Here is a 16,902-nt window from a genome sequence, read left to right on the forward strand (position 1 = left end):
GCAAGGGCGGCGACGGCTACGTGCCGGGCGAGGGCGTGGGCGCCGTCCTGCTCAAGCCGCTGGCCAGGGCCGTCGCGGACGGCGACCGAATACACGGCGTCATCCGCGGCATCGCCGTCAACCACGGCGGGCGGACCAACGGCTACGCCGTCCCCAGCCCGCTGGCGCAGGCCCGCTCGATCACCGATGCCTGGCAGCAGGCCGGGGTCGACCCGCGCGCGGTCAGCTACATCGAGGCGCACGGCACCGGCACCGCGCTCGGGGACCCGATCGAGATCTCCGGGCTCACCAAGGCGTTCCGCCGGCACACCCAGGACGACCGGTTCTGCGCGATCGGCTCGGTCAAGAGCAACATCGGGCACTGCGAGAGCGCGGCGGGCATCTCCGGCCTGACCAAGGTCCTGCTGCAGATGCGGCACGGCAAGCTCGCCCCCTCGCTGCACTCCGCCGAGCTCAACCCGCACATCGACTTCGACGGCACGCCCTTCACCGTCCAGCAGACCCTGGCCGACTGGCAGCGGCCGGTGGTCACGGTCGACGGGGCCGAGCGGGAGCTGCCCCGGATCGCGGGCATCTCCTCCTTCGGGGCCGGCGGGTCCAACGCCCACCTGGTCGTCGAGGAGTACCGGGCGGAGCCCGCGGCCGCCTCCGCCTCCGGAGCACCCGTCCTTGTCGTGCTCTCCGCCCGCAGCGCCGACCGCCTGGCCGAGAAGGCGCGCCGACTCGCCGACTGGATCGGGGCGAAGGGCCTCTCCGACGCGGACCTGCCCTCGCTGGCCCGGACGCTCCAGGTGGGGCGCGAGGCCATGCGGGAGCGGCTCGGCGTCGTGGTGGACTCCCTGCCGGGCGTGGTCGCGCGGCTGACGGCGTTCGTCGCCGGCGAGGAGGCCGAGGGCCTGGTCCGCGGCCGGGCGAGCGGGGACTCCGAGGCCCTCGCGCGGCTCGCCGCCGACGAGCGGCTGGACGACGCGCTCGCCGGCCGTGACCTCGCGAAGCTGCTGGAGCTGTGGGTCAGGGGCGTCACCGTCGACTGGGCCGGGCTGTACGACGGCGAGGCACCGGCACGCATCGCCCTGCCCGTCTACCCGTTCAGCCGGGACCGCTACTGGATCGACACCTCGCGCACCGCCGCGGCGGTGGCCGGCACCCCCGCGGAGCAGGCCCCGTCCGCGCTGGTGTTCACGGAGTCCTGGGAGCCGCAGGCGCTGCCCGCCGGCCCGGCCGCCGCGCCGCGCACGCTGGTCTGCCTCTGCGCCGACCGCGCCGGCCGGGACGAGATCGCGCGCGCCGCGCACCGCCTGGACCCCGCCACCACGCTGGTGTTCGTGACCAGGGGCGAGGCCTTCCGGAAGACCTCCGACCACTCCTACGAGGTCGACGCCAGGGAGGCCGGCGACTGCGTCCGCGCCTTCGAGGAGATCGGGGCGCAGTACGGCCCGGTCGACGCGGTGCTCAACCTGTGGGCGGCGGCGGACGGCGCCGGTCCGGCCGCCTACCCCGCCACCGTCCACCTCCTCCAGGCCGTCGCGGCAGCCGGGCTGACCGTCCGGCGGATCCTGCAGGCCGGGGAGTTCCGCGACGGGACGGAGCAGGCGTACCTGGAGTCGTGGCTCGGGTTCGAGCGCTCCCTCGGCCGGGTGCTGCCGGGCGTGGAGTTCACGGTCGTCCTGGAGGACGCCCGGGACGGCGACGGCCGGACGGCCCCCGGGGACTGGTTCGCGCGCCTCCTGGACGAACTGGCCGCCGCCGAGCCAGCGAGCGCCCTGTACCGCGCCGGTACCCGCCACGTCAGCCGGGTCCGGCCGAGCACGCCCGGCGCCGGGAAGGACCTCCTCAAGCAGCGCGGCACCTACCTGGTCACCGGCGGACTGGGCGGCCTCGGCCTGCTCTTCGCCGAGCACCTCGCCCGGACCCGCTCCGCCCGCCTGGTGCTGACCGGCCGCTCGCCCCTCGACGCCGGCCGCGAGCAGCTGATCGCCCGGATCGAGGCGCTCGGCGGCGAGGTCCTCTACGGACGGGCCGACGCCGCCGACCGGGAGGCCATGCGCGCCGTCGTGAGCGCGGCCCACGAGCGCTTCGGAGCGATCGACGGCGTCATCCACGCCGCCGGCGTCGCCGGGCAGGGCAGCCTGCTCACCAATGACGCCCGGGAGTTCCAGGACCGGCTCGCCTCCAAGGTGGACGGCACCCTCGTCCTGGACGAGGTCCTCGCCGGTGAACCCCTCGACTTCGTCTGCTACTTCTCGTCCACCTCGGCCGTCCTCGGCGACTTCGGCAGCTGCGACTACGCCGTCGGCAACCGCTTCCAGACGGCCTACGCCCGGCACCGCGACCAGCGGGTGCGGCAGGGGGCGCTCTCCGGCGCGACCGTGGCCGTCAACTGGCCGCTGTGGCGCGAGGGCGGCATGGGGTTCGCCGACGCCGAGGGCGCCGAGCTGTACCTCGCCTCCAGCGGGCTGCGCCTGCTCGACCGGGAGGAGGGCATCGCGCTCTTCGAACGGCTGCTGGGGCAGGGCGCGACCCAACAGCTCGTCCTGGCCGGGGAACCGGACCGCGTCCGGCAGCTGCTCGGCGTGGACCGGCTGCCCGCCGGCCAGGAACAGCCCGCCACACCCGCTGTACCCGCGGCACAGGCCGCACCTGCCATCAACACCGCGCACAGCGCGCTTGTCCCGGGATCGGAGCACGTGGACCTCGACGCCCTTGTCCTGTCGGACCTGGAAACGATGATCGGTGAGACTCTCCGGGTACCCCGTGAGCAGATCCACGCCGACGAGAACCTCTCGCACCTCGGGTTCGACTCCGTCAACCTGGCGAAGCTCGCCGGGGCCATGAGCCGGCACTTCGGCTTCGAGGTGCTGCCCTCGGTGTTCTTCTCCCACCCCACCCCGCAGCGGCTGGTGGCGCACCTGGTGGCGGAGCAGCAGGACGCCCTGCGCACCCGCTACGCGGCGCAGTCCGGCCGCCCGGCCGCCCCGGCCCCCGAGGTCACCGCGGCCCCCGGGGCCGGGCGCGCCGACGAGCCCGCGCCGGCCCGGGAGCGGAGCGGGCAGGACGGTCCGGAGGCGATCGCCGTCATCGGCATGAGCGGCCGCTTCCCCGCCGCCCGGTCGGTGGACGAGCTCTGGACCATCCTGGAGCAGGGGCGGGACGTACTGTCGCCCGTCCCCGAGGACCGCCGCGCCGACTGGAGCGACCCGCAGGCCCAGGACCCGGAGCGGACCAGGGTCGGATTCGTCCCCGGCATCGCCGAGTTCGACCCCGCCTTCTTCGAGATCTCGCCGCGCGAGGCGCAGAGCATGGACCCGCGCCAGCGGCTGCTGCTCCAGGAGGCCTGGCGCGCTCTGGAGGACGCCGGCTACGGCGAGCGCCGGCTCCGTGACGAGCAGATCGGCATGTTCGTCGGCGCGGAGCAGGGCGACTACCTGCACCTGACCCAGGGAGAGGGCAGCATCACGGCGCAGCACGAGGCGATCATGGCCTCGCGGCTGGCCTACCTGCTCGACTTCTCCGGGCCCGTGCTCGCCATCAACACCGCCTGCTCCTCGGGGCTGGTCGCCGCCCACCAGGCGTGCGCGAGCCTGCGCAGCGGCGAGTGCGACGCCGCGGTGGTGGCCGGGGTCAACCTGGCGACCACCTCCCGGGTGTTCGCCGAGACGAGCAAGGCCGGCATGCTCTCCGAGAGCGGCGTCTGCCACGCGTTCGACACGCGGGCCGACGGCATGGTGCTCGGTGAGGCCGTCGCGGTCGTCGTCCTGAAGCGCCTGTCGCAGGCCGAGGCCGACGGCGACAACGTCCTCGCCGTCATCCGCGGCAGCGGCATGAACTACGACGGCCGGACCAACGGCATCACCGCGCCGAACGGCGCCGCCCAGGCGAACCTCTACCGCAGCGTCTACCGCCGGCACGCGATCGACGCCGGGCGCATCGAGCACATCGTCGCCCACGGCACCGGCACCAGGCTCGGCGACCCGGTCGAGGTCAACGCGCTCAACGAGGTCTTCAAGGAGCGCACCGACCAGGCCGGTTACTGCGCGCTGACCTCGACCAAGACCAACGTCGGCCACACCCTGGCCGCCTCCGGCGTGGTCAGCCTGATCGCCCTCGTCCAGTCACTGCGGCACGGCGTCATCCCCGCCAGCCTGCACTGCGAGCAGGACAGCGACTACATCGCCTGGAAGGAAAGCCCCTTCTACGTCAACAAGGCGGCCAAGGCCTGGCCGGCCGGCGCGGCGGGCACCCGGCTCGGCGCGGTGAGCTCGTTCGGCATGAGCGGGACCAACGTCCACATGGTCGTGGAGAGTTACCGGGCTGCCGGGCGAACCGCGCCGACCGCCGAGGCCCCGGCCCGGCTGCTCGTCCTGTCCGCCAAGACCCCCGAGTCGCTGGACGAGCGGATCCGGGAGCTGCGGGAGGCCCTGCGGGCGGGGGCGTTCGACACCGCCCGCCTCGGCGACGCCGCGTACACCCTGCTGGAGGGCAGGCAGCACTTCGCCCACCGCTGCGCGCTCGTCGTCGGCGACGCCGGCGACGCACTCGCCGCGCTGGACGCGGCGGCGCGCGGCGAGGAGCTGCCGGCGGTCCGCCGCGGCGAGGTGCCGCGCGACCGCAAGGACCGCTCGCTGCTCGACATCCAGGCGCAGGCCCTGCTCACCGAGCTCGCGGCGCCCGGCATCCCGGCGGCCAAGTACCGGGACGTGCTCGCCGCCCTCGCCGCCCTCTACTGCCAGGGCGCCACGCCGGACTGGCAGAAGCTCTTCGCGGGCGAGCGGCCGCACCTGACCGCGCTGCCCGGCTACCCGTTCTCGCGCAAGCGGTACTGGGCCGCGCAGCAGCGGCCCGCGGCGGCGCAGCCGGTGGCTGTGGTGACCGCGCCCGCCCCGGCTGCGCCGGTCACCCCGGCCGGGCCCGTCGCTCCGCCGGCTCCCGCTGCGGCCGTTGCACCCGCTGCACCCGCTGCATCCGCTGCGCCCGCTGCGCCCGTGAAGGCGGGCACCGCCGCCGGACGGGCGAAGATCGTGCTGCAGAGCCCGGGAGCGAAGGTCTCCGCGCCGACGTCGCCGGTCGCCAAGCCGCGCAACGTCCGGCTGGGCGAGCTGGGCCGCCCGGCCGAGCGGCCCGCGCCGTTCGCGGCGCCGGTGGTCGCGGCGCAGGCCCCCGTCGAGCAGCCCGTGGTCGTCGCGAGCCCGGTGGTTGCGGCGCAGCCCGCGGCCGGGCCGGTGCGGTCCACGAGCGTCCTGCGGCAGGAGCTGCGGGCCGGTCTCGCGGAGGCGCTCTACCTGCCGGAGAGCGACATCGACCTCAACCGCAACTTCATCGAGCTGGGCCTGGACTCCATCGTCGGGGTCGAGTGGATCAAGACCCTCAACAAGAAGTACGGCACCGCGCTGACGGCCGCGCGGCTCTACGACTACCCGACGGTGCGGGAGTTCGCGGAGTTCCTGCAGAGCGAGATGGCGGCCTCCGGGCCCGCGCCGGAGCCCGCCCAGGCGCCCGCGCCGCAGCCGGTGGCCGTGGCCGCGCCGGAGCCCGCCCAGGCGCCCGCGCCGCAGCCGGTGGCCGCGCCCGCGCCCGTCGCCGCCCGGCCGGTGCGCCCGAAGTCCGTCCTCATCGACGAGTTGAGGAGCAGCCTCGCCGAGGCCCTGTTCCTGGAGTCGGGAGAGATCGACGCCGGCCGCAACTTCGTGGAGCTCGGCATGGACTCCATCATCGGCGTCGAGTGGGTGAAGACGATCAACCGGATGTACGGCACGTCGCTGACGGCGACGCGGCTGTACGACTACGCGACGCTGCGCGAGCTGGCCGGCCACCTGGAGACGCAGATCCCGGCTCCGGCCGAGCCCGCCGCTGCCGCCGAGCCGGTCCCGACGCCTGCCCCGGTCGCGCCCGTCGCGCCCGCCGCCCCGGCGGAGCCCGCCCCGGCCGCCCAGGTAGCCCCCGTCGAGCCTGTCGCCCCCGCCGCCCCCGTGCCTGCCGTCTCGGCGCCCGCCCCGGCCCCGGCGCCCGCCCCGGCCGCGCGGGAGGCCGCACCGCCCGCCGTCCGTACCGGCGACCGGGCCGCCGTCATCGGCATGTCCGGGCGCTACCCCGGGTCGGAGAACCTCCGCCAGTACTGGGACAACCTCAGCAACGGCCGCAACTCCGTCCGCGAGGTGCCCCCGTCCCGCTGGGACGTCGAGCGGTACTACGACCCGCGCCCCGGCCAGAAGGGCAAGACCAGCTGCAAGTGGCTGGGCTACCTGGAGGACGCGGACTGCTTCGACCCGCTGTTCTTCAACATCTCGCCGCTGGAGGCGGAGGGGCTGGACCCGCAGCAGCGGCTGTTCCTCCAGGAGGCCTACCGGGCGTTCGAGGACGCCGGCTACGACCCGCAGTCCCTGAGCCGCAAGAAGTGCGGCGTCTTCCTGGGCATCAGCGGCAACGAGTACAGCTTCCTGGTGTTCCGCAACGGTGCGGAGACCAACGCCGCGACGAGCAGCAGCAACGCCATCGCCGCCTCGCGCATCGCCTACTTCCTCAACCTCAAGGGCCCGGCGATCGCGATCGACACCGCCTGCTCGTCGTCGCTGGTGGCGCTGCACCTCGCCCAGCAGGCGCTGGCGAGCCACGAGATCGACATCGCGCTGGTCGGCGGCGTCTCGCTCTACCTGCTGCCGGACACCTACGTCGGGATGTCCGAGGCGGGCATGCTCTCGCCGCACGGGCAGTGCCGGTCCTTCGACAACGGCGCCGACGGCTTCGTGCCGGGCGAGGGTGTCGGCGCGCTGGTGCTGAAGCGCCTGGGCGACGCCGAGGCCGACCACGACCACGTCTACGGCGTCGTCGCGGCCACGGGCACCAACCAGGACGGCAAGACCAACGGCATCACCGCGCCCAGCGCCAACAGCCAGATGGAGCTGGTCCGTTCGGTCTACGACCGGCACGGCATCGACGCGGCGTCCATCGGCTACGTCGAGATGCACGGCACCGGCACCAAGCTGGGCGACCCGATCGAGCTCGACGCGCTGGGCACCGTCTACCGGGAGCGGGGCGTGCCCACCAACTCCTGCGCGATCGGCTCGGTGAAGAGCAACATCGGCCACACTTCGGCGGCCGCCGGCGTCGCCGGGGTGCACAAGGCGCTGCTGAGCATGCGTCACGGCCTGCTCGTGCCGTCGCTCAACTTCGAGACGCCCAACGAGCACTTCGACTTCGCCCATTCCCCTTTCCGTGTCAACACCCGCCTCGAACCCTGGGAGCCCCAGGCCGGCCGGGCGCCGAGGCGCGCTGCCGTGAGCTCGTTCGGATTCAGCGGAACGAACGCCCACGTCGTGCTGGAGGAGTATCGCAATGCGTGACAGCAGTGTGCGGACCGCTTCGGCGGCCGTCGTCGTCACCCTGTCGGCCAAGACCGAGGCGCAGCTGGACAGCGCGGCCGAGAACCTGCTCGCCTTCCTGGCGGAGGAGCCCCGGCTCGACCTGACCGACCTGGCCTTCTCGCTCCAGGTGGGCCGGGAGGCGATGGACCACCGGCTGGCCTTCGTGGCCGACTCCACCAGCGCGGTCGCGCGGGGTCTGCGGACCCACCTGGGGCAGGGCGGCGACACCGCCCTCTTCCGGGGCCGGGCGCCCGAGCAGCTGACCTGGGACGAGGAGGACGAGGACCGCAAGGCGCTCGTCCGCTCCTGGATCGCGGCCGGGGACCACGCGGCCGTCGCGCAGGCCTGGGCCGGCGGCTGCGCCGTCGACTGGCCGCTGCTGTACGCGCCCGACCGGCCGTTCCGGATCCCGCTGCCCACCTACCCCTTCGCCAAGGAGCGGTACTGGGTCGAGGCGCAGCCGGGTACGCAGGCCGGCCCCGGGGTGTCCGTCCCGGCGGCGCCGCACCCGCTGGTGCACCGTGACACCTCCCAGTTCGGGCGGCAGCGCTACACCTCGACCTTCACCGGCGAGGAGGCGTTCCTCGGCGACCACCGGGTCCGCGGCGAGCGGATCCTGCCCGGTGTCGCCCACCTGGAGATGGCGCTCGCGGCCGCGGCCGGCGGGCGGACGCCGTCGGCGGGTTCGGCCCTCACCGATGTGGTCTGGGCCCGTCCGTTCCGGGTGGGTGACCGGCCGCGCGACCTCCACGTCGCGCTGCGGCCCGACGAGGCGCAGGGCGTCCGGTTCGAGGTCTTCGCCGCGGACGAGGACGCGGACGGGCCCGCCACGGCCCAGGTCCTGCACAGCACCGGCACGGTCGTGCCCGGCGACGGCACGCCCGGCCGGGTCGACCTGGCGCGGCTGCGGGCCGAGTGCGGCGCGCGCCGGGTCGACGCCGACCAGGTCTACGCGGCGTTCGCGGCGGCCGGGATCGAGTACGGCCCGTCGTTCCGCGGCATCGAGTACCTGCTGGTCGGCGCGGACCAGGTGCTGGCGCGCCTCGTGCTCCCCGCCGCCGCGCAGCCGGGCTGGGACTCCACCCGTCTGCACCCGGGCCTGACGGACGCGGCGCTCCAGGCCTGCCTGGGGATGCCGGCCGCCGACCCGGCCGCCCCGCAGCAGACCCTGTTGCCGTTCGCCGTCGACCGGGTCGAGGTGTTCGGCGCCCTCACGCCCGGTCTCTGGGTCTGGATCCGCCCGAGCGCGGCGGGCCCGCAGGACGGTTCCGTCCGCCGCTTCGACCTCGACCTGTGCGACGACGCGGGAGAGGTCCGGGTGCGCCTGACCGGCTTCGCGGTCCGGGCCCTGCCGTCCGAGCCCGCGACCGGCAGCGTCCTGGCCTTCCCGCAGTGGCGTGAGCGGGCGCTGCCCGCGCCGGCGGGCGCCGGACCGCGGCGCACCGTGGTCTTCGCCGAGGCGGGCGCCCTCGCGGACGCGATCGCCCCGGACGGCGGCTGTGAGGTGGAGGTGCTCACCTCCGGCGCGGCCGGCCTCGGCGGCCGCTACACCGACTACGCGCTCCAGGTGTTCGAGCGGACGAAGGCCGTCCTGACGGACGGCACCCAGTCCGAGCTGCTCGTCCAGGTCCTGCTGGCGGACGGGCCACAGGCGCCGGCCCTCTCCGGCCTCGGCGCGCTGCTGCGGACGGCCCGGCTGGAGAACCCGCGGATCACCGGTCAGATCGTCCTCGCGGATGCCGCCACGGGAGCGGACGCCCTGCGCGCGCTCCTCGCCGCCGAGCGCCGCAACGCGGCCGGCACCGGCGACGGCACCGCCACGGACCACGCGGCCGGTACCGCCGTCCGGTACCGCGACGGCCGGCGCGAGGTGCTGACCTGGGCCGAGGAGCCCGCGGCGGACCGCCCCGGCTCGCCCTGGCGGGCCGGCGGCGTCTACCTGGTCACCGGCGGCCTCGGCGGCCTCGGACGGATCTTCGCCGAGGAGATCGCCGGCCAGGTGAAGGACGCCACGCTCGTCCTCGCCGGCCGCTCCCCGGAGAGCGCGCGGACGCGCCGGATCGTGGAGCGGCTGCGGGCTTCGGGGGCGGACGTCTCCTACGCCCGGCTCGACGTCGCCGACCGGGACGCCGTGACGGCCCTGGTCGACCGGATCGTGCGCACGGCCGGGCACCTCCACGGCGTCATCCACGGCGCCGGCGTGATCGAGGACAACTTCATCCTGAAGAAGCCGGTCCGCGAGTTCCGCGCCGTCCTGGCGCCCAAGGTCGGCGGCCTGGTGAACCTGGACGAGGCCACCAAGGACGCGGACCTCGACTTCTTCGTCGCGTTCTCCTCCGGCGCCGCCGTCACCGGCAACGCCGGCCAGGCCGACTACGCGGCGGCCAACGCCTTCATGGACGGCTTCGCCGAGTACCGGCAGAGCCTGGTCGCGGCCGGGCTGCGGCGCGGCCGAACGCTCTCCGTCGACTGGCCGCTCTGGGCGGACGGCGGCATGCGCCCGGACGCCGCCACGGAGGCGGTGCTCCGCGACCGCTTCGGGATCTCCCTGCTGGAGCGCGCGGCCGGGATCGAGGCCCTCTCCCGCAGCCTCCAGACGAACCACCACCAAGTGCTCGTCGCCGCAGGCGACGTGGCCCGAATCAGGCAGGCGCTGACGATGCAGCAGGCCGGTGAGGACACAGGACCAGTGAGCACCGACATCCCCGTCGCGGAACCGGAGCGGCAGGACGACGGCCTGGAGGACAGGGCCGTCGGGTACGTGACCTCGCTGCTGGCGGGCGCGCTCAAGGTGCCCGCGCACCGCATCGAGGCCGACCTGCCGCTGGAGCGGTACGGCATCGACTCGGTGATGGCGATGAACCTGACCGCCAAGCTGGAGGCGGTCTTCGGCCGCCTGCCGAAGACGCTCTTCTTCGAGTACCGCGACATCAAGCAGCTCACCGGCTACCTGGTCGACGCGCACCGGGAGCGGCTGGCGGAGCTGCTGGGCGTGACGCCCGCGGCTCCCGCGCCTGCCGTCGTGCCCGTGCCCGCCGTCGCGTCCGCCCCCGCCGTCGTGCCCGCCGCGGCGCCTGTCGCCGTGTCCGAGGCCCCGGCCGCTCCGGCGCCCGCCGTCGTGTCCGAGCCCCGTGCGGCGGCCGCACCGCGCGGCGCCGACATCGCCGTCATCGGCCTCGGCGGCCGCTACCCGCAGGCCCGCAACCTCCGCGAGTTCTGGCGCAACCTGGCCGAGGGCCGGGACAGCATCACCGAGGTGCCCGCGGACCGCTGGGACCACCGCGCCCACTCCGCCCAGTCCACGGCCAAGCCGGGTGCGACTTCGCACAAGTGGGGCGGGTTCCTGGACGACGTCGACCTGTTCGACCCGCTGTTCTTCAACATGTCGCCCCGCGAGGCCGAGTTCACCGACCCGCAGGAGCGCCTGTTCCTGGAGTGCGTCCACGAGACGCTGGAGGACGCCGGGTACACGCGGCAGGACCTCCAGCGGCACCGCTCGAACGGCGTCGAGGGCAACGTCGGCGTCTTCGTCGGCGCGATGTACGACGAGTACCAGCTCTACGGCGCGACCGAGCAGGCGCTGGCCGAGGGCCGGCCGATCCCGGGCAACGCGGCGAACATCGCCAACCGGGTCTCGTACTTCTGCAACTGGCAGGGCCCGAGCATCACGCTCAAGACCATGTGCTCCTCCTCCCTGACGGCGCTCCACCTCGCCTGCCAGAGCCTGCAGCTCGGCGACTGCGAGGTCGCCGTCGCCGGCGGCGTCAACCTGTCGCTCCACCCCAACAAGTACCTGCTGCTGGGGCAGACCGGCTTCGCGTCGAGCAAGGGCCGGTGCGAGAGCTTCGGCGAGGGCGGCGACGGCTACGTGCCCGGCGAGGGCGTCGGCGCCGTCCTGCTGAAGCCGCTGGACCGGGCGATCGCCGACGGCGACCGGATCTACGGCGTCATCAAGGCCACCGCCGTCAACCACGGCGGCCGGACCAACGGCTACACGGTGCCCAACCCGACCGCCCAGAGCGGCGTGATCGCGCACGCCCTGGACAAGGCGGGCGTCGACGCGCGCACCGTCAGCTACATCGAGGCGCACGGCACCGGCACCTCGCTCGGCGACCCGATCGAGATCGCCGGCCTCACCAAGGCGTTCTCCCGGCACACCGACGACCGGCAGTTCTGCGCGATCGGCTCCGTCAAGAGCAACATCGGCCACGCCGAGAGCGCCGCCGGCATCTCGGCGCTGACCAAGGTGCTGCTGCAGCTGAAGCACGGCAAGCTGGTGCCCTCGCTCCACTCCGAGGTGCTCAACCCGCACATCGACTTCGAGGGGACGCCCTTCCGGGTGCAGCGGGAACTGGCGGACTGGGAGCGGCCGGTGATCGACACCGCCGACGGCCCCCGCGAGTACCCGCGCATCGCCGGTGTCTCCTCCTTCGGCGCGGGCGGCTCCAACGCGCACGTCGTCGTCGAGGAGTACGTCCCGGCCGACCGCCCGGTGGAGACCGACCCGGCCGGGCAGCCGCTGGCGTCCGTCGTCGTGCTCACCGCGCGCACCGGGGAACAGCTGCGCGAGCAGGCGCAGCGGCTCCTCGACTGGGCGCAGGAGGAGCGGATCGGCGACGCCGACGTGCCCGGGATCGCCTTCACGCTCCAGACGGGGCGCGAGCACCTGGACGAGCGGCTGGCCTTCCTGGCCGGCTCCGCCGAGGAGCTGCTCGCCCGGCTCCGCGACCACCTGGACGGCAAGGACGCCGTCGGCGAGGTGTACCGGGGGCGCGTGAAGCGCGCGAAGGACGCCGTGTCGTTCCTCGCCGAGGACGAGGACATGGCGCACACCATCGAGGCCTGGGTGCGGAAGCGGAAGTTCGGCAAGCTGCTCGAACTCTGGGTCAACGGACTGGGCCTGGACTGGCGGAGCTTCTACCCGGCCCCGCTGCCGGGCCGGGTCTCGCTGCCGACCTACCCGTTCGCCCGCAAGCGGTTCTGGGCCCCGGCCTCCGTGCCGGCCGCCCCGGCCGCGCCCGCCGTTCCCGCTGCCGCGCCCGCCGCGGTGGTGCCGGCCGCCGCTGTGGTGGCCGAGCCCGTCGCGCTGAAGCCGGTCGCGCCGGTACGGCCCGCTGCCGTCACCGCCACCGCGCCCCTCCCGTCGGGCGGCGCCCGTGCCGTCGCGAAGCCGCGGGGGATCGGCCTCGCCCCGCTCGGCGGCGGGCCGGCCGCTCCGGCGAGCCCGGCGCCCGTGCGGCGTCCCGCCCCGGCGGTGACCCTCGCGCCCGTGCGCGCGGCCGCCCCGGCGCCCGCGCCGGTCGCCGCCCCCGCCCCCGCCCCCGCGTCGGCTGCGCTTCCGGCGCCCGCCCCCGCCCCGGTGGCCACGGCGTTCGCCGGACCGGACGAGGAGACCCTCGTCGACGAGCTGGCGGTGAGCCTCGCCCAGGCCCTGTACATGGCGGAGGAGGACGTCGACACCGACACCAACTTCACCGACCTCGGGCTGGACTCCATCGTCGGGGTCGAGTGGATCAAGGCGATCAACAAGCAGTACGGGCTCGACCTGGCCGCGACCAGGCTCTACGACACGCCCACCGTCCGCCAGTTGGCGGCCTACCTGCACAACCTGCTGCGCACCGCGGCGCCCGCCCCGGCCGCCGCGCCGGCGCCCGCCCTGGCGGAGGCCGCCCCGGTTGCCGCAGTGGCCACCGCGCCTGTGGCCGCTGCGCCCGTGGTGACGGCCGAGCAGCCGCAGCCGGTCCTCGCGGAGGAGGACGTCCAGGCGGACCTGCTGAGCAGCCTGGCCGCCGCCCTGTACGTGACGGAGGACGAGCTCGACCTCGACCGGAGCTTCACCGACTTCGGCCTGGACTCCATCATCGGTGTGGAGTGGATCAAGGCGATCAACAAGCAGTACGGGCTGGACCTGCCCGCCACCAGGCTCTACGACCACCCGACCATCCTGGAACTGACGGCCTGCGTCCTGCGGGAACTGGAGAAGGGAGGCGCCCCTCAGGGGCGTCCCTTTCGCGGGCTGACCGCCCCGGCCGACACCACAGCCGCCGCCGCACCTGTCGCCGCCGTACCCGTCGCCGCCGCACCCGTCGTCCTGCCCACCCCCGAGCCGAAGCCGGCGCCCGAGCCGAAGCCCGAGCCCGTCGCCGCACCCGCGCCTGTTGCCGCGCCCAAGCCGGCCCCCGCGGCCGTGCAGCCGGCCGTGCAGCCGGCCGCCCCCGCCCAGGCCCCCGCCCAGGCCCCCGCCCGGGCCGAGGCGCGCGCCGCCGACCCGCGCCGCGGTGACGCGATCGCGATCGTCGGCATGGCCGGCCGCTACCCGCGCTCGGAGAACCTGGCGGAGTACTGGGACAACCTGGCGAACGGGCGCGACTGCGTCCGGGAGATCCCCAAGTCCCGCTGGGACGTGGACGAGTACTACGACCCGCGCCCGAGCCAGAAGGGCAAGGTCTACTGCCGGTCGATGGGTGTCCTGGAGGACATCGAGATCTTCGACCCGCTGTTCTTCAACATCCCGCCGGCCGAGGCCGAGGCGATGGACCCGCAGCAGCGGATCTTCCTCCAGGAGGCGTACCACGCCTTCGAGGACGCGGGGTACGACCCGCGGGCGCTGAGCGGCGAGAAGTGCGGCGTCTACCTGGGGATCATGAGCAACGAGTACAGCATGCTCATGCAGAAGCAGGGCGCGGACGCGAGTTCGGCCACCAGCAACAGCAACGCCATCACGGCCGGCCGGATCGCCTACTTCCTGAACCTCAAGGGCCCGGCCATCGCCCTGGACACGGCCTGCTCCTCCTCGCTCGTCGCCACCCACCTGGCCTCCCAGGCGCTCAAGAGCGGCGAGATCGACATGGCCCTGGTCGGCGGCGTCACCCTCTACCTGAGCCCCGAGGCGTACATCAGCATGTGCGGCGCGGGGATGCTCTCGCCGGACGGCCGCTGCAAGACTTTCGACAACGGCGCCGACGGCTTCGTGCCGGGCGAGGGCGTGGGCGCGCTCGTGCTGAAGCGGCTCGACGACGCGGTGCGCGACCGGGACCACGTCCACGGCGTCATCCTCGGCTCGGGCATCAACCAGGACGGGAAGACCAACGGCATCACCGCGCCGAGCGTGGTGAGCCAGATGGAGCTGGAGCGCGACGTCTACGGGCGCCACGGCATCGACCCGGCCGGCATCGGCTACGTCGAGATGCACGGCACCGGCACCAAGCTGGGCGACCCGATCGAGCTGGAGGCGCTGGCCACCGTCTACCGCGAGCGGACCGACAAGGTCGGGTACTGCGCCATCGGTTCGGTGAAGAGCAACCTCGGGCACACCTCCGCGGCCGCGGGCATCGCCTCGATCCAGAAGGCGGTGCTCTGCATGCAGCAGAAGCACCTGGTGCCGACGCTGAACTTCGAGCGCCACAACGAGCACTTCGACTTCGAGCGCTCGCCGTTCTACGTCAACACCGGGCTGACGCCGTGGAAGACGGAGGCGGGCACCGCGCGGCGCGCGGCCGTGAGCTCGTTCGGCTTCAGCGGCACCAACGCCCACCTCGTCCTGGAGGAGTACGACGAGGCCGCGGAGGACACGGCGCCGGAGCCGCTGCACGCCCCCCGCCTCTTCGTTCTGTCGGCGAGGAGCGAGGACCAGCTCAGGACCGCCGCCGCCCGCCTCGGCGACCACGTCCGGGCGCACCCGTCGCTGGACCCGAAGGACCTGGCCTACTCGCTCCAGCTGGGCCGCGAGGCCATGACGCAGCGCCTGGCGCTGGTCGCCGGCACCCTCGGGGAGCTGGCGGAGAAGCTGGGCCGGTTCGCCGAGGACGGTCAGGCCGGCGGTGTCCGCACCGGCCAGGCCAGGAAGGTCCGGGGGAGGGGCGCCGTGCACGTCCCCCAGCCCGCCCCGGATGGCGCACCGTCCGCGGCGGAGTGCGAGCGGCTGGCCGAGCTCTGGGTGACCGGGACGGCCGTCGACTGGGCACAGCTGTACGCGGACGGGCGGCCCCGCCGCCTCCCGCTGCCCACGTACCCCTTCGCCCGTGGGAGCTACTGGTTCACGCCGGCCGAGGGTGGCACCGAGGTGCCCGCCGCACCCGCGGCCGAGGCACCTTTGCCCACCGCACCCGCCGCACCCGCACCCACCGCACCCACCGCACCCGCACCCACCCCGGCACCCGCGGCGAACATCCTGCTGAAGCCGGTCTGGGACGTCGTCCCGAAGCCCGCCCCGCAGACCCCCGCCGCGCCGAACGGCCGCGTCTTCGTGGCCGGCGGCACGGAGGAGCACTGGGAGCGGATCCGCACCGTCCACCCGACCGCCGAGCGCCTGCCGGTCGGCCCCGCGGACACCGTGGAGACGATCGCCGCCCGGCTCGACGAGGCCGGCGGACCGCTCGCCCACCTGGTCTGGCTGGCCCCCCAGCAGACGCCGCCGGGCGTCACCGACGACGCGCTGGTCGAGGCGCAGGAGGGGGGCCTCTACGCCTGCTTCCGCACGCTGAAGGCACTGCTGAGCCTCGGTTACGGCCGCCGCACGCTCGACCTGACCGTCGTCACCGAGCAGAGCCTGCCGGTGCGGCGCAGCGACACCGTGGACCCGACCCACGCCGGCCTGCACGGCCTGCTGGGCTCGGTGGCCAAGGAGTACCCGGGCTGGAGCGTGCGCCTGGCCGACCTCGACAAGGGGTACGACTGGCCGCTCGCGGAGCTGTTCGCGCTGCCCTGCGAGGAGCGCGGCAGCGTCTGGGCGTACCGCCGCAAGCGCTGGTACCAGCAGGCGCTCCTCCCGATCCAGGAGACCGTCCAGGGCGGCGTCGCGGAGGCCGCCGACTCCGCGCCCGGCGCCCACCCGGTGTACCGGCAGGGCGGCACCTACGTGGTGATCGGCGGCGCGGGCGGCATCGGCGAGGCGTGGACCGAGCACATGATCCGCACCTACGGGGCGCAGGTCGTCTGGATCGGCCGCCGGGCCGAGGACGCGGCGCTCCGCGAGAAGCTGGAGCGCCTGGGCCGGCTGGGCCCGGAGCCCCGCTACGTGCAGGCCGACGCCGCCGACCGGGAGTCACTGCAGGGCGCCTACGAGCGCATCAAGCAAAGCCACCCGGTCGTCCACGGCGTGATCCACTCGGCGATCGTCCTGCTCGACCAGAGCCTGGAGCGGATGGACGAGGGGCGTTTCCGCGCCGCCGTCACCGCCAAGGTCGACGTCAGCGTGCGCCTCGTCCAGGTCTTCCGGACCGAGCCGCTGGACTTCGTCCTCTTCTTCTCCTCGATGAACTCGTTCCTCAAGGCGCCCGGGCAGTGCAACTACGTGGCCGGCTCCGTGTTCGAGGACGCCTACGCCCACCGGCTCGGCTCCGCTCTCTCCGCCCCCGTGAAGACCATGAACTGGGGCTACTGGGGCAGCGTCGGCATCGTCGCCTCGCAGGAGTACCAGGAGCGGATGAGCAGGGCCGGCGCGGCCTCGATCGAGCCCGCCGACGGCATGGCGGCCCTCGACGTCCTTCTTTCCGGCACGTTCGACCAGCTCGGCCTGGTCAAGGCTCAGGGGAGTAACTCGTAA

The 16,902-nt window shown here is 74.4% G+C and carries 2 protein-coding genes (1 of these 2 cut by a window edge); both read left to right on the forward strand.

Going from position 1 to position 16,902, the window contains the following annotated elements:
* Window positions 1-7,337: the 3' portion of an SDR family NAD(P)-dependent oxidoreductase gene (locus ACZ6NC_RS31770; protein ID WP_465737308.1), read on the forward strand. 1,234 nt of this gene lie to the left of the window's left edge; only the last 7,337 of its 8,571 coding nucleotides appear in the window; its start codon lies off the left edge, out of view; it ends in the stop codon at window positions 7,335-7,337.
* Window positions 7,330-16,902 carry an SDR family NAD(P)-dependent oxidoreductase gene (locus ACZ6NC_RS31775; protein ID WP_465737309.1) on the forward strand — a complete coding sequence of 3,191 codons (9,573 nt, stop codon included), beginning with the start codon at window positions 7,330-7,332 and terminating at the stop codon, window positions 16,900-16,902. Before ACZ6NC_RS31770 ends, ACZ6NC_RS31775 begins: the two co-directional genes overlap by 8 nt.

The organism is Kitasatospora sp. NPDC041988 (genome assembly GCF_055588525.1).

Bases quoted from the DNA above. Each gene is read 5' to 3' on its own strand.
- ACZ6NC_RS31775 (WP_465737309.1), top strand. From the start codon at position 7,330: ATGCGTGACAGCAGTGTGCGGACCGCTTCGGCGGCCGTCGTCGTCACC.